Source organism: Nocardioides sp. P5_E3, from assembly GCF_054049275.1.
Map to the genome: position 1 here is coordinate 140757 of NZ_JBFUMR010000010.1, position 22266 is coordinate 163022.

The window sequence follows — 22266 nt, forward strand, 5'->3', positions numbered from 1 at the left end:
CAGGCCGGGTCTCCATCGCGCTCAGATCCCGTACTGGCGACGGAGCAGCCAGCGGGTCCCTCTGCGGGCGAACCGGACGCCCCGCGCCCCGTACGTCCTTGCGGGCCGACGTCGGCCGTCGGACGCCGACACGTACGTGCGCCACGCCATGGACTGCTTGATGTCCGGGTACACGTGGGCGGCCAAGGTCGCCAGGTCGCTGACCGGTAGCTCCTCCTGGCGCCCCTGGTCGTAGGCCTTGACCGCGAGGGACAGCGCGTCCGAGGCGACCGCCCGGCGCACCTGGGCCCGGCGCTGCTCCGTCCGGCGCGACGTGTCCGGATCCTCGTCGATGGCGCGGAGCAGGCACTCGAGCCGTTCCCGCAGGTCGTCGGTCCACCCGACCCTGATCCAGTGCATCTGCTGCTCGTGCATCCGGTAGTGGGCTTGGACCGGGCCGTTGACCCTACCGACGTTCATCCGCTGGGCGGCTTTCAGCCACAGGAACATGTCGGCGGTGTGCGGCAGGTGCAGGTCGTAGTAGCCGAGCTCGCCGAGCAGGTCGCGGCGCATGACCACCTCCGGCGACAGGACCGGGTTGGTGCCGCTCCGGACCCGAGCGTCGTACCACTCCTGGCCCGGCCAGACACCCCAGTTGCGAACCCGTCCGGAAGAACTCCGCGGACGGTCGTGGAACTTGTCGGTGTGGCCATACACGAACCCCACGCTCGGGTCGTGCTGCATCAGTGCTGCTGCTCTGGCGAGCGCGCCCTCAGCCAGCATGTCGTCGGCCGAGACCAGAGCAACGACCTCGCCGGTTGCCCGCCTCAGACCGTCGTTGTAGGTCCGCAGGTGGCCCGCGTTCTGCTCGTGCTGAACCAAGGACACACGGGGGTCAGCGTCAGCCAGGCGCCGGGCGATCTCACCGCTACCGTCGGGTGAGGCGTCGTCGACGATGATGACTTCAACGTCGACCCCATGCTGGAGGTCGGTCGCGCTCCGGACTGCGTCGGCCAGGTAGTGACCGTAGTTGTAGCAGGGGATCACGACCGTCGCGGACGGCCGCCTCGCCAAGGGACGTGGCCGACGCAACCGCATCATGGCGTGTGTCGCTCCGACATCGCGATCCCCCAGCTCCAACGCGGGCGACCCCTCGCCCGCTGCGCGTGCTCCAGCGTAGGAGCGGGGCTGGGATGCTGGAGAGTCTACGCAGCGGCATCCCCTCTCTTGGGGAGGCCCGGCTGTCAGTCCCAGTCGACCCTGACGCGCCGGCCGGTAGCGGTGGCGTTGTCGGTGACCGTCGAGCCGCGGGGAGCCAGGATGTGGCCAGCCTGGAACGCGCCCTTGAACTTGTTGGCGCGGATGACCGGAAGGCGGTCGATGCCTTGGTCCTCGAACATCACGCCGTAGGACGACAGCTGGCCGTGACGCTCGACGCCGACGATCAGGTTGTTGCGGATCCGGTAGGAGGCGATGCCGACGTTGCCCTCCTGCCACTGGACGAAGACGGGCGCGGTGTTGCCGGTCACGATCGTGTTGTGCCGGATCAACACGTCGGAGCCCGCGGTGCACATGATCCCGTTCGTGTGGGCGTCCTCCCAGCCGGCGTCGCCCATCGGAAAGTCGTGCAGGTAGGAGTCGAGCACGGTCGTGTCCCCGTCGACGCGCATCCCGTGCACGGTGTGATGGATGTCGACCCGTAGCACCAGGTTGGGCGTCTGGCGCGAGTCGTAGTCGCCGGACAGGACGCCGATGCTGGGCTGGAAGCTGGTGCCGTCCTCGCCGCCGCCGACCTCGCTGTCCCGCAAGGTGGACCCGGATCCGAGGGTGACGCACCAACTTTCCTCGTTGGTGCAGCGGATGCGGCTGTTCTTGATGACCACGCCGTGCTTGTCGTTGAACACGGCGCCGTTGACGTCGAGCCGCGAGATGCGCGCTCCATCACGAGTCACCACGACCTTGGCGCCGTCCCACCGCCAGCCGGGGCCCGAGGTCGACTGGCTGGGTACGGCGATGAGGCGTGAGGCACGAACGCCGGTGTTGCTCGCGTCGGGGTAGCGGCTGTTCCTGCGAGGCGAGGTCAGCCCTCCGGACGGCGCCGCGGCGCCGTCCGCAAGGCTCGGTGCGGAGTCGGGAGCCGCTGGAACGGCCCCGACGGCCGGGGCGGTGCCCAGGAGCAGGCCTGCCAGCGCGGCGAGGCACACGAGGGAAGGGAGGCGGAGGAGGTGCGGAGCGGGGGACGGCATCCGGGGGACTTTACCTTCCGCGATCAACAGGCCATGACCACAATTTGGGTATAACGAGTCGTTGCCACCCGTGCTGTGCGACCGTCGGTCCAAGGTGGGGGCATGGTGGTTCCCGAGGGGGCGCGAGTCACCTTCCTCGCCCCCGCCTTCCCCCGGCTGCCCGGCGGCGGTGCGCGGGTGTTCTACGAACACGCGGGTGCGCTGGCGAGGGCCGGGTACAGCGTGACGGTCGTCCACGACCTCGGCCACCGACAGGGGATGCGGCGGCTGGTCGACGGCGCCAAGGCCAGGATCCGCGACGTGCAGGCCGGTGCTCTCCCGCGCAGGGTCCGTTGGATGCACATCGACAACCGCGTCAAACTCGCTTACGTGCCCCGCCTGACCCAGGCCACCCCACTCCCACCTGCCGACCTCCGCATCGCCACGTTCTGGCGCACGAGCCAGTTCCTGCAGCAATGGCGAGGGGACGACGCGCCGTTCATGCAGCTTCTCCAGGCCTACGAGACCTGGGCTGCGCCAGCAGAGACCATCGACGCACTGTGGCGACAACCGGTCCACAGTGCTGTGGTCTCGCAGTCGCTCCTTCGCCGCGCCCTCGCCCTCGGCGTTTCGGAGGACCGACTTCACCTCGTTCCCAACGGTATCGACACCTCGATCTTCGCTGTGCGCGCACCGGTGACGACCCGGCCCCCACGCGTGGCGATGCTGGCGCACCCTGCGCCGGTGAAGGGGCAGGCCGAGGCCACCGAGGTGTTCCATCGGGTGCATGCGGCTCGGCCCGATGTGCCGCTCGTTGCGTTCGGGTCGCACGGCCGGCCGCCCGGACTCCCGGACTACGTGGAATACCGGCGCGGGCTCTCCGGCGAGGCCCTTGCCAGGGAGGTCTACGACCGCGCCTCGGTCTTCCTGTGCGCAAGCCTCAGCGAGGGTTGGGGCTTTCCGTCGATGGAGGCGATGGCCTGCGGAGCGGCACTGGTGAGCACGATGAACGGTGGCGTCGATGACTTCGCCGCGCAAGAACGGACGGCGCTCCTGCGTCCCGTCGGCGACGTCGCCGGGCTCGCCACCGACGTGCTGCGGCTCCTCGAGGACGATGAGTCCCGGGTGAGGATCGCCGTGGCGGGAGCCGACGGTGTTCGTGGGTACACGTGGCAGGCCTCGGGCGACGCCTTCGTGGTTGCGGTGCGGGCGGCTCTGGTCGCATCGCGGGTGACGTCGTGAGCCGCGCCGCGATCGCTCGCGCGTGGACCCGGCGGCTCCTCCTCGAGCGTGCGCATGACGCCACGGACCTGGTGGCGGCGCGCTCGCTGCTGGTCCTGGCCCCGCACCCGGACGACGAGACACTGGGGTGCGCGGGACGCATCCAGCGGGCAGTGGCGACGGGCGCCGCGGTGACGGTCGTGGTGGCCACGGACGGAGCGCTCTCCCACGCCGTGGACACGCTCGATCGCGAGCGGCTCCGGGCACTGCGGCGCTCCGAGCTGGTCGCGGCCTGCGCCCGGCTCGGCGTTCCCGCGGGCAGCGTGGTCACCCTCGACTTCGCCGACGGCGCCCTGGTCGACGCCTTCGAGGATCTCGTGGCCGAGCTGGAGCGCCTGCTCCGCCACCTCGCGCCGGACGACGTCTACGTCACCTGTGCCACCGAGGTGCACCCCGACCACGCGACCTGTGCGCGGGCGGTCCAGGCCGCGGCCGAACGGACCGGGTGGCAGGGGCGGGTCCTCGCATACCCCATCTGGCTCTGGTCGGACTGGCCCGTGTCGCGTCGCCATGCCACTGGCCGCGCCATGGTCTCCGCCCTGCGGACGGCGGCGCGACGACAGGTCGAGGTGGTCCGACTCGACGCCGCGGCGCTGGCCACGAAGCAGGCGGCGCTGGACTGCTACGGCAGCCAGCTGGGCGGATCGTCGGTCGGCGGGACAGTGACCGCGCTGCCGGCCGAGGTCCTTGAGCGGGCCCTCGACGGCACCGAGCTGTTCTTCCGGACCGTCCCGCGTTCGCGTGGGGTGGCCCGCGGATGAACCTCCAAGAAGGAACGGATCGATGCGCCTCCTGCTGATCGCGCCGACGTGCGACCCCGACGACGTGGGGGAGTCCTGGGTCTCCGCGCAATGGGTCTCGACGCTCTCACAGCGGCACGACGTGACGCTGCTGACCTACAGCAAGCGGGACCGGTCGACGCTGTCCCACCACTTCCCCGCCGCGCGCGTGGTCGAGTGGCGCGAGCCGCACATGGTCGGTCACAGCGAGCGCCTCAACAGCATGCTCAAGCCGGGCTACATACCCTTCTACGTCAAGACCCGCCGTTGGATCCGCGATGCGTTGGCAGCAGGCGAGCACTTCGACGTCGCCCACCAGATCTCGCCGGTGGCGTTGCGCTACCCGTCCCCCCTCGCCGGCCTCGGCTTGCCCTACGTCCTCGGCCCCACGGGCGGAAGCATCTCCGCCCCAGAGGGCTTTCCCCTCGACGAGGGCGCCTGGTACGTCCGGATGCGCCGCTTCGACGAGCTACGGCTGGCTCACGATCGCATGCTTCGGCGGAGCTACGCGGAGGCCGACTGCGTGGTCGGGATCGGCGAGTACGTCCGCGACATCCTCGGCGACATCCCGCTCAAGCGGTTCCACGCCATGAGTGACATCGGGATCGCCCGTCTTCCCTCACCCGTGGACCGACGGGGCAGGCAGGGCACGGTCCGCATCCTCTTTGCGGGCCGGGTGGTCAGGTCCAAAGGTGTGCGCAACGCGATCCGCGCCCTTGCGCTCCTCGGTGACCTCGATGCTCGGCTCGACGTGCTGGGTGACGGCGCCGACCTCGACTCATGCGCCGGGCTGATCACCTCGCTCGGGCTGGACGGCCGCGTCACCATGCACGGCCGCGTGTCGCGTGCGCGGGTCGACGAGTTCTACGTCGCGTCCGACATCTTCCTGTTCCCCAGCTACCGGGAGCCCGGCGGCCTGGTCGTCGGAGAGGCGATGAGCCACGGGTTGCCCGCGGTGGTCTGCGCCCGCGGCGGACCGGCAGACACCATCGACGACAGCTCCGGGCTCCGCGTCGCGCCGGATGGCGAGGCGCCCTACGAGCAGGGCCTCGCTGACGCGCTCCGCCGGCTCGTTGAGGACCCCGGACTTCGGCTCGCCCTCGGCGAAGGTGCCCGCTCCCGCATCGCCCGCATCGGGCTCTGGGGCCACAAGGTCGACGCGATGGACCGCCTGTATGCCGACGCGATCTCTTCCGTCGCTGTCCGCCGAGCCATCGAGAGTGAAGGAACCGCCTGATGCTCGTCCTGATCTACGAGGACCGACCGAGTGCGTTCGTCGGCGTCCAGCTCGCTGCGCTCAGCCTTGCCGAGCACAGCCCCGGCCTCGCAGTGCGTGCCATCGTCCCGGGGGCGCCCGACGAGATGGTTCGATGGGCCGCGAAGATCCCGTCGCTGGAGCTGGTCACGTCGCGCGCGGGCATCGACGGCGAGAGCTGGAACGTGAAGCCGTCGGTCCTTCTCTCCGCGCTCGCAGAGGGGCACGACGATGTGATGTGGTTCGACAGCGACATGGTCGTCACCGGCGATCTTGCGGCTCGGCTCGACCGCATTCCCACCGACACCGTCGTGTCCACCGAGGAGTACTTCTGGGGCCACGCGCAGGGCACCGACGCGCGTACGACCGGCCTTGGGCTGGAGGTTGCGCGGACATTCCCGGCGACCGTCAACACATGTCTGCTGCGGGTCAGCCGCCGCCACCTCCCGCTGGTCGAGCACTGGCGCCGAATTCTCGCGAGTGACGAGTACCTCTCCGTCATCTGGGAGCCGGCGACGAGACGGCCCCTCCACTTCGGGTCCGATCTGCACGTCTTCACGGGGCTGCTGGGCTCGACGCTCTACGCAGACGTGCCCGTGGTGCAGCTGCGCCGCGGTAGGGAGATCGCACAGTGCTACGGACCCTCAGGCTGGACGGTCGCTGAGCGGTGGCACTCACGCAACGAGCTTCCGCTCGTGCTGCACGCAATGGGCGCCAAGCCCTGGGAGCCGGCGCAGGCGCCGACCCGCGGCCCGCTCCGGCAGCGTGCCCACGCGGCCTACGAGGCGGTCCATCAGGACCTGACGCCGTACGTCGCGGCCGCCCGGGCCTACCGCGGCCGATTCCTCGGCGACGACGGGTGGCTCGAGCCACGCACCAGCACGGCGCGCGTCCTGCAGCGTCTCCACCGGTCCCCGTCCTTGCAGGAGCTCCCCCTGGCGGCGGTGGACTCCGCGCAACGACGCCTCCGTCGTGCGCTCACCATCGGCCAGATGGGGGCGAGATGATGAGGGACGACGGGACGTCATCGGGGGACGAGCGGCCATCACCGGATGGCCGCGCAGCAGCAACCACGGCTCCTACCCCATCAACCGCGCGAGGTGTTCCATGACGGTCTCCAGCAAGATCAAGCAGGTGCTGCGTTCCAAGGGCGGCGCTCCACTCGCGGGAATCCTCGGTGGTCCCGTCTCGGTCCTCAAGTACCTCCCCGAAGCGTACGGCCAGAACTCGTACGCCATCTCGATGAACGCGGGAGCCGACTCGATGGGGGTCGACGACGACCTGGCCATCCCGCCGGTGGATCTGTGGCTAGGTTACGGATCGGAATTCGGCGACAAGGCTGTCGAGTGGTACATCAGCAAGGGTCGTCGAGACGTCGAGACCATGCTGGCCATCGTGGGCGACGACGCGCCGCTGAAGCCCGACGCGCGCATCATCGAGATGGGCTGTGCCGCTGGCCGCATGATTCGCCACCTGAAGCCGCTGGTCGGCGACGCCGAGATCTGGGGTGTCGACGTGGCTGCACCGCTCGTGAACTGGTGCAAGGTCAATCTCGCGCCTCCCTTCCACTTCGCGACGACTACCACGATCCCCCATCTCCCCTTTCCCGACGACTACTTCGATCTCGTCTACACCGGGTCGGTGTTCACGCACATCGACGACTTGGCGGAGGCGTGGCTCCTCGAGCTTCGTCGTGTGCTGGTGCCCGGCGGACGTGCGTACCTCACGATCCATGACAGGCACACGATCGAGCTGCTCGACGCCGGCTACTACTTCGACCCGACGGGGTACTTCACGGAGCCGGACCGCAAGGAGGAGTACCTGACCAGGACCTTCAACGCCGCGCCTGCGTACCAAGCGCACCGCGATGACTTCGGGATGTTCGTCGTCGGCCGTGACTACACCTCACAGGTGTTCTACGACATCGACTACTTCAAGAAGATGGTGACAGGTGTGTATGAGGTCAGGTCGGTCAACCATGAGGCCTACGGACACCAGACGGCCGTCCTCCTGGCACGTCGACCATGACCCTACGACGTGCGAGACATCCGTCTGCGGGCAAGGACGAACGTGCCGTACGCGAGGAACAGGGTCGCCCCGCCGCCCAGCAGAGCAGTCCCGGCCAGGGCACGCGATGGGCTGCCGGCCTGGTGGAACACGTTGATCGTCGGTGGACTGGTCGTCGTGGTGAAGCGGTTGACGGGCGCGACGTCGGACTCCTCCTGGATGGCAGCAATCGTGGCTCTCACCTTCTTCTCCAACGCGGCCATCTGCTGCTCCACCCGCTCGGGGTCAGGGTCGACCACCTGGATGGTCACGTAGGGGTCGCTGTACTGGTGCGACCACTGGCCGCCCCGGTCCGGCTGCTCGACCGACCAGCCGGAGGTGATCCCGACGTTGGCCAGAGGCATCTCCGGTTCGACCGGGCGGGAGACTCGGTGGTCCTCGCTGACCAGCTGTGCCACCATTCCCGCCGTCATGTTGATGCTTCGCAGGGACAGCTGCAGCGTGTTCGGGTTCTCGGCGCTCTTGGGCGCCAGGATGCCCACGCGCTGCGATGCCCAGTAGACGCCGGGACGGTCGGCGAGCCGAGTGCCGATGAGCGCGGTGAGGGCGAATCCCACGAGCGCGACGAGCACGGCAGCGGTCAGAACCGGCCACGACGGTCGGGTGTCATGGCGGCCGACTCGTGCAGATGTTCTCACCCGTGTCCTCCAGCCCCGTTCCCACACGCCCCGGTCGCCTATAGTAGGCGTGGATTCCTGGGGGAGGAAGGCATGAGGGGGCTGGTTCTGCCATGACGTTGTCAGCGCTTGCGCGCCTGCTCATGCGACGCTGGTACGTCGCCGTCCTGGGGCTCCTGTTGACCGGGTTCCTCGCCGCGGCCGCGCTCCAGGTGGTCAAGCCGGCGTACGAGGCCGCAGGGAGCATCCTGCTGCTACCGCCCGCCAATCCGGGCGCCAACCCCTACCTCGACCTGGCATCCGTGCCGGGTGTCCCGGACGTGATCTCGCGCGTGCTGCAGGACAGCAAGTACGCGGACAAGTACGAGGGCTACGGCATCAAGGACTACGAGGTGACGATCGACCAGAGCGCAGGTGGTCCGGCGGTCCTGGTGGTCGGCAAGGGCGAGACGGGGGATGAGGCCCTGACGGCGATGCGGACAGTGATGGACGACGTCATTCCCGTGCTCCAGGAGCTCCAAAACGACGCCGACGTCGCCCCGCCGAACCTCATCACCGCCCGTCAGATCTACGTCGAGACCGAAGCAACCAAGGTCGGCAAGGCGCAGACCCGGGCGGTCATCGCGGTGATTGGTGCTGGTCTGGTGTTGACGCTCTTCCTCGTTGCGGCCGTGGACGCGCTGCTCGCCAGACTGTCGGGGCGGCGGCGCTCGCGCCGCCAGGAAGTGGTGGCCTCCGTGGACTCCTCGAGCGGCGCGAGCCCGCTGGCGGTCGACGCTCCGACGTCTTCGACGTCGTGGATGACCGAGTCCGCGATGCCGGAGCGAGAGGTCATGGACGCTGATCCGGCCCAAGACATCCCGGAACCAGATCCTGAGCTCGACCCCGAGGCCGAGCTCGAACGAGAACCCGAGTACCACGCGGCCGGGGTCGACGAGGTCGCTGCACCGGCAAGGGCCGCCCAGGACCGCCGTCCTCGGAAGCGCTCCTCGAAGCGCACGAACGGCAAGCGACCGACAGGTCGTCCTGCGCAGCCACAGCAGCCGGGTCCTGGTGACCGGCGGTGACCAGCCAGCCGGCCGGATCTGTCGACCGTGACCCAGACCGCGGTGGCATCCTGCAGGCCACTCTGCTGATCGGTCTGCTCCTGTTGATCCCCTCCAGGCTCCACGTGGGGCCGCTTGGCAGCGCGGGGACGCCCGCCCAGCTCCTGGCGCTCGTGCTGTGTCTGGCGTGGGTCCTCGGTCGGTTTCAGTCTCGCACCTCAGAAGCCATGCCACGGCTCCAGCCGCTCCACTTCGCGCTCGTCGCATTCGTGGCGGCGTCGGTCGCCAGCTATGTGGCCGCGGCCGCGAGACCTATCCGTGGCATCGAGCTCAACGCCGCCGATCGCGGGATGCTGGGCGTGGTCGCATGGGTAGGAATGTTCGTCATGATGAGTGACCGCCTGCCCGACCGCCGTAGCCTCGACATCGTATTGTGGCGGCTCACCTGCGTCGGGGGTGCGGTCGCCTTGCTCGGCGTCGCCCAGTTCGTGACCGGACGGACCTTCGTCGACCGCATCTCCATTCCTGGTCTGACGGCCAACAGCGAGTTCGAGCTCGAGGGACGGGGCGCCGGCCTGGTCCGCGTCGTCGGCACCTCGACCCACGCGCTCGAGTTCGGCGTGGTCCTGACGACGATCCTGCCGCTCGCCATCCACTACGCCCTGCACGCCGGAGGGCGCTCGACTGCTGCTCGTAGCTGGCCATTGCTCGCGATCGCGGCGGCTATCCCGCTCTCGATCTCACGGTCGGCCATCCTCCTGAGTGTGGTCGTCCTGGCCTTGGTGCTGCCGACGCTGACGCGAGCCGTACAGGCGCGGGCGATCGTGCTGCTGGCCGTCCTCGGGGCCGTGATGTATGTCGCGATCCCGGGCCTCGCAGGCACTTTTCGCGGCCTCTTCACGGGAGTGTCGGAGGACACCAGTACTCAGTCGCGTACCGGTAGCTATGGCTACGCCTTCGACTTCGTGCGTGAGCGGCCCTTGTTCGGTCGCGGCCTGCGCACGTTCCTGCCTGACTATCGGATCCTGGACAACCAGTACCTGAACATCCTGATCGAGATGGGGGTCGTCGGTCTGGTCGCCACGTTGGTCCTGTTCGTCCTGGCCATAGCGACGGGTTTTGCGGTACGTCGCACATCCCGCGACGACGAGCTTCGCAGCCTGGGCGTCGCACTCGCCGCCGCGATAGCCGCAGGCGCGATTTCGCTGACGTTCTACGACGGGCTTGCCTTCCCCATGGCGGCAGGCACGATGTTCGTCTGCATCGGCGCGATGTGCGCTCTGCGCCGCATCGTCGCAGACGAGCTGCAGGTGGACCCCGGTCATCAGCTCAGTGGTAGAGCACAGCCGGAAGAGCGACTACCGAACCACCGCGGGGGACCACGCTTGTTCGATGAGCAGAGTCGGCTCGGCGTCTGGCCTCGTGTCCACTGACCACACGTCGGTCACTCCGGGCGCGTCCTGACGCGGCATCCCGTACATCAGCGTGTCGTCGTCGAGCCACTCGACCTGGTCGTCGAGCCCGCGGGGGCCGGCCTCGAGGAGCGTGCGCTCGCCCGTCGTGAGATCCAGGACGGCGATCTGCCACTCGACCCGACGACCCGGGTCGACGTCGACCTTGAAGGCGACGCGGGTGCCGTCGGGTGACAGCGACGGGCACTCGGCGTCCTGGGCGACCGAGGTCAGCGTGCGCTCGGCGAGGTCACCCTCCACCAGCCACGTCCTGCCATCGGTGGCGACGGTCGCGTAGAACGTGTTGTCGTCGACGAAGGTCACGCCCCAGACGTTGCGGTCGACGGGGTTGACCTCGCGGCCGTCGACGACCAGCTGGAACTTCTCCAGGTTGCCCCACCGCTCGCCGCCGCCGAACTCGTGCACCTCCGTGGCGGTGGAGAACCCGGTCGACATGTAGGAGTGGCCGGCCACGAAGACGGTCGTCGCCACGAGCCTGCCGTCCGGGCTCAGCCGGGTACGGCTCGGGATGCCCGGCAGGTCGTTCGTCGCGACCGGCTGCCAGTCGGCGTCGAGCTCCACCCCCTTGTACGACGCGGCGACCCCGGTGTCGTTGACCAGGCACGAGGCGCCCTCGGGCCCGGCCGCGACCCGGTCGCAGGTGACGCCGGTGAACGCCCGCGGCCCACCCGGATTGTCGAGCGGCACCACGGCCACGACACCGTACTGGCTGTCGATACCGGTGTGGCGGAACACGATCCGCGGGCCGTCGGTCACCTCAGAGATGGGCGTCTGCTCGGCCGTGGGCTCAGAAGCCCGCTCGGCGCGCATCTCGCGCTGCTCGTCAACGATGTAGACGGTCGCCGCGACGGCGATGGCCAAGACGACCGCGATGAAGGCCAGCACCCGGGCGCGGGTGCTCACGTGGTGACCGCGGCGCCGTCGAGGCGCGGGATCCGGGCGGCGGCGGCGAGGACCGCGAGCGCCAACAGCGCGGCGACGGTCGCCATGGCGACCGTCGGGCCGAGCAGCAGCCACAGCAGGCCGAACCCTGCCGAGGCGAGCATCCGGGCGAGCGCCACCACGGTCTGGGCGGCGGCGATGCCGCTGGATCGCGCCTGGACGGGGACCAGGCGCCCTGCGATGGCGGCGATGACGCCGTCCGTCGCGGCGTAGAAGGTGCCGAGCAGGAGCAGCGTGCCGACGGTGGCCGCGGCGGTCGAGGTGGGAAGGACGGCGCACAGGTAGGCGCCGACGAGGGCGAGGTGGCCCAGGACCAGGGTGCGGGCGCGCCCCACGCGGTCGGCCAGGCGGCCGATCGGCACGGCCAGCAGCAGGTAGGCGACGTTGGTGCCGACGTAGAAGAGGGGGAACCAGGTCGTGTTGATGCCACCGTGGTCGAGCAGCGCGAGGTAGATGAACCCGTCGCCGATCGTCAGCAGGCCCAGCACCCCCGCGACCGCGAGCAGCGGTCGCAGTCGCGCGTCAGTCAGGTCGCGCCACCGGAACGGCGGCGGTGTCGGTCCGCTGCTCCACTCCCGGTCGCGCCGGGCGCGGACGTCGGGACCGAGCAGGCCGAGGAGGGCCACGCCGGCGAGGGCGAAGGCCAGCGAGACCACGAGGACCACGGAGTAGCCGTCGGGGACGAGCACCAGCAGGGCGAACGCGATGAGCGGCCCGAGCGCCGCGCCGATGGTGTCGAGCATCCGGTGCACGCCGAAGGCACGGCCGAGGTGCTCGGTGGGCGTGGCAGTGCTGATCATGGCGTCGCGGGGTGCCGTCCTGATGCCCTTGCCGATCCGGTCGGCGGTGACCACGGCGGCGATCCCGGCCGCGCCCGAGGCGAAGAGCAGGAACACGCGCGCGACGGCGGACAGCCCGTAGCCGAGGAAGGCGACCCACTTCGGGCGGTCCGAGGCGTCGGCCAGCCAGCCGCCGCCGAGGCGGACCAGCGCGCTGACGCCCTGGTAGAGGCCGTCGATGAAGCCGTACGCCACCGGCGTGAGCCCGACGACCGCGGTGAGGTAGAGCGGGAGGATCGCGGAGACCGACTCCGACGACACGTCGGTCAGCAGCGACACGATCCCGAGCGTGATGACGACCCGGCCCACGGGGGGCCGGGTCGAGGACGAGCCGCGGGTGGTGCCGCCGGCGGGCGTGTCGCGAACCGAGATGTACATCCCGCTCACCCGCCCGCGGCGCGCAGCGACGCCTGGACGGCGTAGCTCGAGCCGGAGCCTCGGGGGGTGACCGTGACGGTCACGACACTCTCGCCCTGCTGGAACGCAGCCGCCTGGGAGCCGACGACGCTCGGCGGTGTCGCCGCCTCGTGCATGCCACGGCGAGCGAGGCGGGTGCGGTAGGCGAGCAGGACCTGCGCCGGCGAGAGGGACGTGGTCGCCACCAGCCCGACCTGCAACCGGTCGCCCATCGGCGAGAGGCTGCTGCTCTCCACCCGGGCATCCCGCGGCGGGCGCAGGGCGTCGGGGAACTCCCGGATCAGCCGACCCTGAGCGCTCCCACCACGGGGCAGGGGCATCGTGACGAGCGGCGCGGGGTTGGTCGGCGCCAGCAGCTCCGAGAGGCTGGCGACGGGGGACTCGGGTGCTTCGGGCATCTCGACCCCGGGCGCGGAGCCCGGTGCGGTGGCGTCGGTGGCATCGGATTCGGTGCCCGGCGAGGCGTTCGGGCTGGGCTCTACGGACTGGCCGCTGCCGTCGCCCCCGTCCTCCGCCCCGTCCGTCGCCTGGTCCGTCGTCTGGTTCTTGGCTCGGTCCTTCTTCCGGCCCGGCTCGTTGGAGCCGGCACCGGGCGACGGGGACCCGGTGGCATCCGGGGACGCGGTCGAGGACACGGTCGGTGACGCGGCGTCCGGGGACGCCCCGTCGGCGCCGCAGCCGCCCAGGAGCAGGCAGGCCACGACGCCGATCACGGCGACCCGTACAGGTCTGGTGTTCATCGGATGCTCGACCCCCACGGTCGTCGACGAGATGGTGCTCGCGCGGTCAGTATGCGCCGCGGTGACCGAGCACCGCTTGCACTGTGCGGACGAGGATCGCGAGGTCGTGGCGCAGCGACCAGTTCTCGACGTACTTCAGGTCCAGCCGCACCGACTCCGCCCAGGTCAGGTCCGAGCGGCCCGACACCTGCCACAGGCCGGTGACGCCTGGCTTGACCACGAGCCGGCGCCGCGGGTCGACGTCGTAGCGGGCGACCTCGCACGGCAGGGCCGGACGGGGTCCCACGAGGGACATGTCGCCGCGGACGACGTTCCACAGCTGCGGCAGCTCGTCGAGCGAGTAGCGGCGCAGCTTGCTGCCCAGCGGCGTGATGCGCGGGTCCCGCGCGATCTTGAACAGGACGCCGTCCTTCTCGTTGTCCTCACCCATCCCGAGTCGTGCTGCCTCGGCGTCGATGCCCATGGAGCGCAGCTTCAGCATCGTGAAGGGGACGCCGTCGCGTCCGATGCGCTCCTGGCGGAAGAAGGCGGGGCCCGGGGTCTCCATCCGGATGGCCACGGCCAAGGCGGCCAGCACCGGGAAGGACAGGACGAGCGCGATGAGCGCAAGGGTCCGCTCGACCAGGTCCTTCAGCAGCCGGCGAGGTCCCCTGAGAGTGGGCTTGCCGACGTGCAGCACGCCGAGTCCGGCGGTCGACATCACCCGGGTCCGCTGGGGCTCGACGTCCAGCAGGCCGGTGCCGAGGAAGAGCTCGGTGCCCAGGCCGGACAGGGACCAGTGGAGCCGGCGCACCTCGGCGGGCGACAGCTTCGCGCCCGGCAGCACCACCAGGGCGTCGGCACCGTGGTCGTGGGCCGCCGTCGCGGAGGCCTGCAGACCCACGTAGACCGGCACGTCGCCCTCGACCGGGGTCTTCGACGCACGGGTGAGGCAGGCCGCGACCACCTCGTGGGTGCTGCTCGCCCGGAGGTGTGCGACGGCCTCGCGGACGTCACGAGGCCGGCCCGCCAGCACGACGCGCGGGAGGGGACGGCGTACGCCGGCGACGAACGGCAGGCCGCTGGCGACGGTGAAGCCGGCCACCAGGGCGGCGAGGGCCAGTGGGTCGGCGTGCCACACCAGCGGCGAGACCGCCAGGGTGAGCACGGCCGTGCGGGCGCCGGCGGCCAGGACCACGCCCAGCCGGGCGCTACGGGACTGCCCGAGCGCCTGGCGCCGGTAGCGACCGGACACGGCGAGCAGCGGCGGCCACGCCAGGGCCGTCGCGATCGCGGCGGGCAGCTCGAGGCGGCCCTGGGACACCGACACGACGGCGAGTCCCAGTGCGAGCACGAGGTCGAGCGCCGGCCACATCGGCACCGACCGGGAGGCCCTCCGCTGCGGCAGCTCCGGGACGACGGTGGCGATGACGGGCTCCGTGGCGAGCCTGGGAGCGGGATCGGCGTATTCGACTACCGGTTCGACAACCGGTGAGTCGGCCAAGCGCGGGCGGGGGATCTGGGCGCCCAGCTCGGCCCCGTCCGGTGCTGCAGCGTCGGGAATCGCTCGGATCACCACGTCCGGCACCCCGTTCGTCACCGCGTCGGTCACGACCTGCGTCATTTCCCCAACCCCCTTCGGGACACCGCCCAAGGCGCCCCGTTACTGACCTTGCTGCGAGCCTAGGAACGCTCGTCCGGGCGGGCATGCCGCAAATGAGCGAAAGCCGTGCACGCCGGGGAGATACCCATTCAGAGGGATGGGCAGGTCCGGCCGGCCGGACCTACTCTCGAAGAGGTGCACCAAGCACTGGTTCGCACTTCTCGGGCCAGCCCCGCACTGGCCGCCTTCCTGGTGGCCGCTGGCGTGACGCGGAACCCCACGCTTCGTCACCCGGAACCGATGCGAACCAGTGGCGGCGGTCGAGGTCCCCCTCCTCGGCCGCCGCTTCCGCGTGCACGCGCGCCTCAGGCCGCGCAGGGGTCGGCACCCCGTCGTCGAGCCGGTGGGCTCAGGCGCCGACCTTCCAGCCGATCTGGTTGGCCATGCCGACGGCGGCGAGCTGCGAGGAGACCTCGAGCTTGCCGAGGATCGACTTCACCTGGGTGCGGACCGTCGCCTCCGACACGACGCTGTCCTGGGCGATCGCCCGCACGGTGCGACCCTCGATGAGCGCGCCCAGCACCTGCCGCTCGCGCGGCGTGAGCAGGTCGAGGCGGCGGCGTACGTCGTCGTGGGCCTGGCGGTCGCGGGCCCAGGCCTCGAGCAGCGACTCGAGCTCCTCGCGGGTGACCACCGGCAGCCCCTGGTGCAGCCGCCGCACGGTGGCGAGCGCCTGCTGGAGGGCGCCGGTCTTCGACAGCACCTTGCGTGCCCCGAGCCGCATGCACGCTCCCCAACGGCCGACGTCGTCCGATGCCGTCAGCACCACGACGTTGGCGTTGGCCCGGGCGAGCGGGGCGACGAGGTTCATCCCGTCGCCGAACCGGCCGAGGTCGAGGTCGAGCAGGACCGTGCGGGGGTTGGCCCGCAGGGCGAGCGACCGCAGCGTGGCCATCGACCCGCCCTCGTCGGGCGGCTCCAGCCGTCGTACGTCGTAGCCCTCCAGGGAGAGGGCGAGCTCGAGCGACTCCGCGAAGAGCAGGTGGTCGTCGATGATCAGGACCCTGTGGTCACCCCGAGACGCGCCAGGCACGGCCGTCCTCCATCGTCAGCTCGGGTGCGGTCAGTCGGGTCGTGCCCAGGTCGTTCTCCGGCGAGCGCCGGGCCGAGGGCAGCGAGATGACGAACGACGATCCCGCGCCGTCCCGGTCGGCCAGGCGCAGCGAGCCACCCGCCTCGGTCATCAGGCGCTGGGCCACGTTGAGCCCGATGCCCTCGCCCTTGGAGGCGGTGCCGCGCTTGCCCCAGTCGAAGATCTGCGGCCGCTGGTCCCGGGGGATTCCGCGACCGAAGTCGGTCACCGTGATGTCGACCGTCTCCTCGTCGCGCCGCATGACCTCCACGACGCTCTCGTCGGTCCCGCCGTGCTTGGCGGCGTTGTCCACCAGGATGTTGAGCACCTCGGCGAGGGCGTCGAACGGAGCCCGCACGACGTCGCCGGTGGTGTGCAGCTCGACGTGGCGGCCCTTGAGCCGCTGCAGGTCGAGGATCTGGGTCAGCGCGTCGTCGAGGCGCAGGTCGGCGGTCTGCGGGCCGGTGCCGGCGAGCATCCGCTCCATCCGGTCGAGCTCGCGCCGGAGCGAGGCCCACAGCCGCTCGCGTGTCTCGCTGGTCAGGTCCTGGCGGTCGAGCAGGGTCGATCCCATGACGAGCCCGGCGATCGTGCTCCGCAGCTCGTGCAGCCGCTCGCGCTGCTCGCGGGTGGTGTCGACGAGCACGTGCTCGAAGGAGTCGATGCGCCGCCGCTCGTCCTCGAGGGTCCGGCGCAGCGTGGCCCAGGCGATCCCGAGCCAGGCGGCACCGGCCGCCGTGCGGGCGAGCCACAGGGCGGCGTCGACGTTGCCGCCGGCGAGCCCGGACGGGGGCACCAGCTGGCCGAGGACGACCACGCCCACCGTGACGAGGAGCAGTGCGCTCATCGGTCGCGACCCCGCGCGCTGCTGCAGCACGAGGACCGCGGACAGCAGCTGGGTGCAGAGCAGGACCCCGATGAGCAGCTGCATCTGCGTCGACGGCGGCTGGACCCGCGGGAACTGGAGCAGCAGGTGTCCCGCCGCCACGAGTCCCAGCCCGAGTCCGATGACGAAGGTCTCGTCGGCGACGCGTCGTACGCGCTCGGGAGCCAGGAGCGGGACGACCACCCCGAGCATCCCGACCATGCCGACCGCCAGCATGAGCAGCTGCACGCTCGCCCCTCGCGGTGGCGTGCTGTGCAGGGCGATGAGCGTGACGACCAGGGCCTGCGCTGCTACGAGCGCGCCCGTCGCCACGATCCAGCCTGCCACTGCGCCGGCGTGCCGACGCCACGTGACGAGCGCGGTGCAGCCGGCGGCGGCGACGAAGACGCCGCTGACGACCCCCTCGCCCAGCGACGGCACCGTCGACGCCGACGGCGGCGACCACCATGCGTGATCTGTCCCCGACCCGATCCACACCAGGACGAGGAACGAGGCGAGCCCCATGATTCCCGTCCGGCACCTGTGGCGCGTGTCCCCCCTGCAAGACCCCAGCATTTCGTGCTACCCCCCCTGCGGTACAGCCCAAGTTGTTGTCGAGACGCGTCGGCTGCTTCCCAAAGCTGCCGAGCGCGACGTGCATCTGACGTGTGAGTCAGGCTCTCGGCTGAGAGTGCAACTCACGGTGCGGGGGGTCCAATGATTCTGTGGTCGTACCTCAAATAGGGCAAAGGCGGTCTGGTCCGCAGTTCGCAGGACTCGTGGAGGCTTCATCAAGGAGCCCCTCAGGTCGTCCCCAGCATGGCCCGAGCACGCGGCGATTTCCCCTCAAGGGGGTAGTCGCAGGCGGGGGCCTCGCGGCGGGTGCGGAAGTCGAGGACGCGCCGCGTCCCCAAATATGTGCACGTTCGCCAAGGGCTGGACGTGTGGAGGCGTACGACGGACAGGCTGGAGCCGCCGGCAAGCGGGAGGAGGCCCCATGAGCGTGCCAGGTCCGGTCTGGGTGCTGTCGCCGCACCTCTTGGTCGCGCAGGCGGTCACGGCCGCGCTGCGCTCGGTCGGGGTGCCGGCCGAGACCCGGAGGTGGGAGTCGGTGGTCGACGACGACGGCTCGCCCGTGCCCGTGGCGGCACGACCAGCGGTGGTCGTCGCCATCGTCGACGGGGTTGACAACTCAGCCGTCGTCGGTCATGTCGAGGCGCTCGCCCAGCCGGGCGACGCGCGAGTGGTGGTCGTGAGCTCCCCGGACACCTCGACCCGGTGGGGCGGCCTGCTGTCCAACGACGCCGTCGACGTGGTGACCGTGACGACCTCGGTGTCGCAGCTCGCCGACGTCGTCCAGCGCCTCACCGCCGGCACCTCGTCGATGGACCCGGAGGAGCGGGCGGCCCTGCGTACCTCGTGGGCCAGGGACCGCGACCAGCGCCGCCACGTGCGCGACCAGCTGGAGTCGTTGTCGCCGCAGCAGCGGCGGGTGCTCGAGCTCCTCGCCTCAGGTCGGCGGGTCGCGGAGGTCGGGGTCGAGATGGGTGTCGCGGAGGGCACCGTCCGCAGCCACGTCAAGGCGCTGCGCGCCAAGCTCGGCGCATCCACGCAGCTCAAGGCGGTGGCGATGTTCCACCAGGCCTACGACGCCACGGGAGGCGGCGACCTCGTGCCCAGGCCTCGAGGGGCCGGTGAGGACCCGGGCGACGACCCGGGTGATCAAGCCGGCCGGGACCGGAGCGGCGAGAAGGTGGGCGCCGGCCGTCGATAGGCTGGCGTCATGATCGATCCCACGACGCTCGACGACCATGCCTTCGCCGTCTGGGCGGCCGAACGGGCCGGCTCGGTGCTGCTCGACGTACGCGCAGGGGCCGCGGCCGACGGCCTGGAGGGCAAGGCGCTCAAGGACGCGGGCGACGCCGCCGCGCAGGCCGAGCTCGACCGGATCCTCACCCAGCACCGTCCCGACGACAGCGTGCTGTCCGAGGAGGCGTCCGACGACAAGTCCCGGCTGACCGCCCGACGCGTGTGGATCATCGACCCCCTCGACGGCACCCGTGAGTTCTCCGAGCCGCCGCGCGACGACTGGGCCGTGCACGTCGCCCTCTGGGAGGACGGCGAGCTCGTCGCGGGCGCGGTCGCCCAGCCCGCGCTGGGGGAGACGTTCAGCACCGGCCGCCCCAGCGTGGTGCCGCCGCGCACCTCGGAGCGCCCCCGCATCGCCGTCTCTCGGAGCCGGCCGCCAGCCTTCGTCGAGGCCCTCGCCGCCGACCTCGGCGCCGAGCTGGTGCCGATGGGCAGCGCGGGCGTGAAGGTGATGAGCGTGGTGCGCGACATCGCCGACGCCTACGTCCACGCCGGCGGGCAGTACCAGTGGGACAACGCCGCCCCGGTGGTCGTCGCCCGCGCCGCCGGTCTCTACTGCAGCCGCGTCGACGGCTCGCCGCTGGTCTACAACGAGGACGACACCTCGCTGCCGGACCTGATCGTCTGCCGTCCCGAGCTCGCCGACCAGATCGTCGACTTCGTCCGACGCCACGGCACCGCCTGAGCGTCCGCCCCTGCTCAGTGGACGAGCTTGAGCCCGATGATGCAGCCGACCAGCCCGGCCAGCAGCAGGGCCTTGACCACTGAGAACGCCTCGGTGCCGGTGACCATCGCGACGACGACCGTCAGCACGGCGCCGATGCCGACCCACACGGCGTACGACGTGCCGACCGGCAGCGTGCGCATGGCATAGCCGAGTCCGCCCATGCTGAGGGCGAGCGCCACCACGAAGGTGGCGGTCGGCACCGGGCGGGTGAGGCCGTCGGAACGGCCGAGGGCGGTGGCCCAGACGGCCTCCAGCACTCCGGACAGGACGAGCACGAACCAGGCCATGGCCATCTCCTCGATGGCCGTCTTGTCGCTGTCCGGGTACGGCTCCCTCGTCCGGTCGCCCGATGACCGGGCGCCGCCGACCATATCGGGTTGCGGGTCGGCGTACGTCAGGCGAGCGTGGGGCCATGACCTCATTCGTCTCGCACACGACCGTCGACTGCCGCAACGCCTACGAGCTCTCGGAGTGGTGGAAGGGGCTGCTCGGCTACGTCGACGTCGAGGACGACCCCAACGAGCCGGGCCACGACGAGTGCATGATCCTCGACCCCGACACCGGGCACGCGATCCTCTTCATCGAGGTGCCCGACGAGGAGCTGCCGGCGAAGCGGATCCACTTCGACCTCCGGCCCCGCGCGGGCACTCGTGACGAGGAGATCGAGCGGGTGCGGGGTCTCGGTGCGACCGAGCTCGGCGACCAGCGTGGCCAGTACGGCCCCGGCACCGGGTGGGTCGTCTTCGCCGACCCGGAGGGCAACCAGTTCTGCATCCTGCGCTCGCAGGCGGAGGTGGACGCCGGTCCGCCCCCGCCCGCGGGCGACTGAGGTCCTAGTTGGCCAGGTCGTAGGCCGCGCAGCCGATCATCTCCATGCTCACCGTGAGCCGGTCCATGCTGATGTTGCGCTCGATGGTGTCCTCGGGTGAGTGGTACGGCGGCTCGAGGAGCGCCGGCGTCGCCTCGCCGCGCCAGGAGAAGTTCGCCGAGGCGACGCCCACCTCCTGGAAGGACTGGTGGTCGCTCGCGCCGCGTGCGGTGACCGGTGAGATCTGCGGCTCGTAGCCGAGCCGCGTGGCCGCTGCCTGGATCCGGTCGGTCGTGGCGTTGCCGGTGCCCGAGAAGGACAGCAGCCAGTAGCGGGTCGCCGCGCTCCAGCTGGTGCCGACCATGTCGTTCTGGAAGACGCCGCGGATCCGGTCGCGCTGGGTCTGGGCCAGCTGCGAGACGTGGTGGCGCGAGCCGATCAGGCCCTGCTCCTCCGATCCCCACAGGGCCAGCCGGATGGTGGCGTCCGGCTTGGGCAGCTTGCTCAGCACCCGCGCGAGCTCGAGGGTGAGCACGGTGCCGGAGCCGTCGTCGTTGGCGCCCGGTGCGCCGATCACCGAGTCGTAGTGGCCCGAGACGTAGACGACCGAGCCGTTGGCGCCCTGCCGGCCCGGGATGTCGGCGAACACGTTGTTGCTGGTCAGCCCGCGGTGCGAGGTCGTGCCGATGGTGAGGCGCAGCGGGCGCACCGACAGGTCCTCGCGCAGCAGGCGCTTCTGCACCTGTGCCACGCCGAGCACCGGGATCGTGGCGACGGGCGTCCACGGCGGGGGTGTCGAGCCGGTCGTCGGCACCAGGCGGGGGGGACGAGGCGGATGCGCGACGGGGGTACTCCAGGTCGGCCGGCAGGAGCACGACGGCTGCCGCGCCGCGCTGCTGGGCGTCGAGCACGAAGGCCGCGCGCTGGTTGACCCGCGCGACCGGGTCGGTGTTCTGCACGTCGTCGGCGAGCAGCACGGCGCCGGTGACGGCAGCCGGGTCGGCCGGCCACGTCGGGGCGCTCGCTGCCTTCACGTCGACGACCCGTCCCGTGACCGGGCTCGCGTCGAGCCCGGCGTCCGGGGAGGCCCCGGCCTGCCAGCAGATGCCGTCCTCGAGCTGGTTGTCGGGGTCACCGATGTCGGCGAGGAACTTGTCGGCGACCGGGAAGGGCTCGAGGCGTACGTCGCGGCAGCCGGCGCTGCGGAAGGAGGTGAGCGCGTACTCGGCGGCCGCCCTCTCCGAGGCCGTGCCGCCGATCCGCGGTCCGATCTGCTCGGAGAGCACACGCAGGTCGCGCAGCGCGCGCGCCGGTCTGATGCGGCGCACGACCTGGTTGTCGCGCTGACGGAGCGCCGGTCCGCGTACGGCGCCGGGGCGGGTCGCGTCGGCGGCCCAGGCGGGCTGGCCGGCAGCGACGACCGCGACACCGCCTGCGGCACCGGCGAGGAGCCTGCGGCGGCTGAGGGTGCCGGTCTGGTGGGTGGGCAGGGTGGAGTGGACGGGTCCCGAGATGTGATCCATCATCCGAACCTATGTGTCCGCCTCGCGGACGGGAAAGGGTCGAAAGTCGGACCCTGGACGTGCAACGGCCCGGCGGAGCGGGTGCTCTGCCGGGCCGTGCG

The 22266-nt window shown here is 71.0% G+C and carries 22 protein-coding genes and 1 riboswitch; of the genes, 11 read left to right on the forward strand and 11 right to left on the reverse strand.

Going from position 1 to position 22266, the window contains the following annotated elements; translation table 11 throughout:
• Positions 1-21: 21 nt before the first annotated feature.
• On the reverse strand, positions 22-1080 hold the full coding sequence (locus tag ACXJKB_RS08540) for a glycosyltransferase family 2 protein (protein WP_457187325.1): 1059 nt from the start codon (positions 1078-1080) through the stop codon (positions 22-24).
• A 143-nt stretch (positions 1081-1223) separates the two neighbouring features.
• Positions 1224-2225, reverse strand: a complete 1002-nt coding sequence (locus ACXJKB_RS08545) for a hypothetical protein (RefSeq protein WP_457187327.1) — start codon at positions 2223-2225, stop codon at positions 1224-1226.
• A 102-nt stretch (positions 2226-2327) separates the two neighbouring features.
• On the opposite strand from ACXJKB_RS08545, the gene ACXJKB_RS08550 reads away from it, so the two are divergent.
• The 5 genes from ACXJKB_RS08550 (at position 2328) to ACXJKB_RS08570 (ending at position 7547) form a co-directional block, all read left to right on the forward strand.
• Entirely contained in the window at positions 2328-3446 is a 1119-nt protein-coding gene (locus ACXJKB_RS08550) for a glycosyltransferase family 4 protein (RefSeq protein ID WP_457187329.1), read from the forward strand.
• Positions 3443-4246: a PIG-L deacetylase family protein gene (locus ACXJKB_RS08555; RefSeq protein WP_457187331.1), complete on the forward strand. Its 804-nt coding sequence runs from the start codon at positions 3443-3445 to the stop codon at positions 4244-4246. The genes ACXJKB_RS08550 and ACXJKB_RS08555 overlap by 4 nt, the downstream gene beginning before the upstream one ends.
• Before the next feature lie 22 nt (positions 4247-4268).
• Positions 4269-5501: a glycosyltransferase family 4 protein gene (locus ACXJKB_RS08560; RefSeq protein WP_457187333.1), complete on the forward strand. Its 1233-nt coding sequence runs from the start codon at positions 4269-4271 to the stop codon at positions 5499-5501.
• The gene (locus tag ACXJKB_RS08565) at positions 5501-6526 is read left to right on the forward strand and encodes a hypothetical protein (protein ID WP_457187335.1); all 1026 of its coding nucleotides are present in this window, start codon (positions 5501-5503) and stop codon (positions 6524-6526) included. Before ACXJKB_RS08560 ends, ACXJKB_RS08565 begins: the two co-directional genes overlap by 1 nt.
• Before the next feature lie 100 nt (positions 6527-6626).
• Positions 6627-7547, forward strand: coding sequence for a class I SAM-dependent methyltransferase (locus ACXJKB_RS08570; RefSeq protein ID WP_457187337.1), 921 nt, complete (start codon positions 6627-6629; stop codon positions 7545-7547).
• Between the two features lie 2 nt (positions 7548-7549).
• Here ACXJKB_RS08570 and ACXJKB_RS08575 read toward each other — a convergent pair whose 3' ends face one another.
• Positions 7550-8158, reverse strand: coding sequence for a hypothetical protein (locus ACXJKB_RS08575; protein WP_457187339.1), 609 nt, complete (start codon positions 8156-8158; stop codon positions 7550-7552).
• Positions 8159-8316: 158 nt separating this feature from the next.
• Here ACXJKB_RS08575 and ACXJKB_RS08580 point away from each other — a divergent pair, with 158 nt between their 5' ends.
• Both ACXJKB_RS08580 and ACXJKB_RS08585 read left to right on the forward strand, forming a co-directional pair.
• Complete coding sequence (locus ACXJKB_RS08580; protein WP_457187341.1) at positions 8317-9270, forward strand: hypothetical protein; 954 nt, start codon at positions 8317-8319, stop codon at positions 9268-9270.
• Entirely contained in the window at positions 9267-10682 is a 1416-nt protein-coding gene (locus tag ACXJKB_RS08585; RefSeq protein ID WP_457187343.1) for an O-antigen ligase family protein, read from the forward strand. Before ACXJKB_RS08580 ends, ACXJKB_RS08585 begins: the two co-directional genes overlap by 4 nt.
• Here ACXJKB_RS08585 and ACXJKB_RS08590 read toward each other — a convergent pair.
• From ACXJKB_RS08590 to ACXJKB_RS08615, 6 genes are all read right to left on the reverse strand, one after another.
• Complete coding sequence (locus ACXJKB_RS08590; protein ID WP_457187345.1) at positions 10608-11624, reverse strand: hypothetical protein; 1017 nt, start codon at positions 11622-11624, stop codon at positions 10608-10610. The two genes, ACXJKB_RS08585 and ACXJKB_RS08590, sit on opposite strands and share 75 nt — an antisense overlap.
• A complete protein-coding gene (locus tag ACXJKB_RS08595; protein ID WP_457187347.1) occupies positions 11621-12880 on the reverse strand; it encodes an MFS transporter in 1260 nt (419 codons plus the stop codon). Before ACXJKB_RS08595 ends, ACXJKB_RS08590 begins: the two co-directional genes overlap by 4 nt.
• Before the next feature lie 5 nt (positions 12881-12885).
• Positions 12886-13659: a hypothetical protein gene (locus tag ACXJKB_RS08600; protein ID WP_457187349.1), complete on the reverse strand. Its 774-nt coding sequence runs from the start codon at positions 13657-13659 to the stop codon at positions 12886-12888.
• A gap of 46 nt (positions 13660-13705) precedes the next feature.
• Positions 13706-15262 carry an exopolysaccharide biosynthesis polyprenyl glycosylphosphotransferase gene (locus ACXJKB_RS08605; RefSeq protein ID WP_457187351.1) on the reverse strand — a complete coding sequence of 519 codons (1557 nt, stop codon included), beginning with the start codon at positions 15260-15262 and terminating at the stop codon, positions 13706-13708.
• A gap of 388 nt (positions 15263-15650) precedes the next feature.
• A complete protein-coding gene (locus ACXJKB_RS08610; protein ID WP_457187353.1) occupies positions 15651-16334 on the reverse strand; it encodes a LuxR C-terminal-related transcriptional regulator in 684 nt (227 codons plus the stop codon).
• A complete protein-coding gene (locus tag ACXJKB_RS08615) occupies positions 16312-17763 on the reverse strand; it encodes a sensor histidine kinase (protein WP_457187355.1) in 1452 nt (483 codons plus the stop codon). Before ACXJKB_RS08615 ends, ACXJKB_RS08610 begins: the two co-directional genes overlap by 23 nt.
• 472 nt (positions 17764-18235) lie before the next feature.
• Here ACXJKB_RS08615 and ACXJKB_RS08620 point away from each other — a divergent pair, with 472 nt between their 5' ends.
• Both ACXJKB_RS08620 and ACXJKB_RS08625 read left to right on the forward strand, forming a co-directional pair.
• On the forward strand, positions 18236-19012 hold the full coding sequence (locus ACXJKB_RS08620; protein ID WP_457187357.1) for a helix-turn-helix domain-containing protein: 777 nt from the start codon (positions 18236-18238) through the stop codon (positions 19010-19012).
• Positions 19013-19021: 9 nt separating this feature from the next.
• Positions 19022-19792: a 3'(2'),5'-bisphosphate nucleotidase CysQ gene (locus ACXJKB_RS08625; protein WP_457187359.1), complete on the forward strand. Its 771-nt coding sequence runs from the start codon at positions 19022-19024 to the stop codon at positions 19790-19792.
• A 14-nt stretch (positions 19793-19806) separates the two neighbouring features.
• On the opposite strand, the gene ACXJKB_RS08630 is transcribed toward ACXJKB_RS08625, so the two are convergent.
• Positions 19807-20121, reverse strand: coding sequence for a DMT family transporter (locus tag ACXJKB_RS08630; protein ID WP_457187361.1), 315 nt, complete (start codon positions 20119-20121; stop codon positions 19807-19809).
• A gap of 12 nt (positions 20122-20133) precedes the next feature.
• Positions 20134-20198, reverse strand: a riboswitch (guanidine-III (ykkC-III) riboswitch).
• Positions 20199-20246: 48 nt separating this feature from the next.
• Here ACXJKB_RS08630 and ACXJKB_RS08635 point away from each other — a divergent pair.
• Positions 20247-20663, forward strand: a complete 417-nt coding sequence (locus tag ACXJKB_RS08635) for a VOC family protein (RefSeq protein ID WP_457187363.1) — start codon at positions 20247-20249, stop codon at positions 20661-20663.
• 4 nt (positions 20664-20667) lie between these two features.
• On the opposite strand, the gene ACXJKB_RS08640 is transcribed toward ACXJKB_RS08635, so the two are convergent.
• Positions 20668-21456 (reverse strand): M20/M25/M40 family metallo-hydrolase, encoded by a 789-nt coding sequence (locus tag ACXJKB_RS08640; protein WP_457187365.1) that lies wholly within the window; start codon positions 21454-21456, stop codon positions 20668-20670.
• A gap of 113 nt (positions 21457-21569) precedes the next feature.
• Between ACXJKB_RS08640 and ACXJKB_RS08645 the strand changes: the two genes are divergently transcribed.
• Positions 21570-21989: a hypothetical protein gene (locus tag ACXJKB_RS08645; RefSeq protein ID WP_457187367.1), complete on the forward strand. Its 420-nt coding sequence runs from the start codon at positions 21570-21572 to the stop codon at positions 21987-21989.
• The last annotated feature ends 277 nt before the right edge of the window (positions 21990-22266 follow it).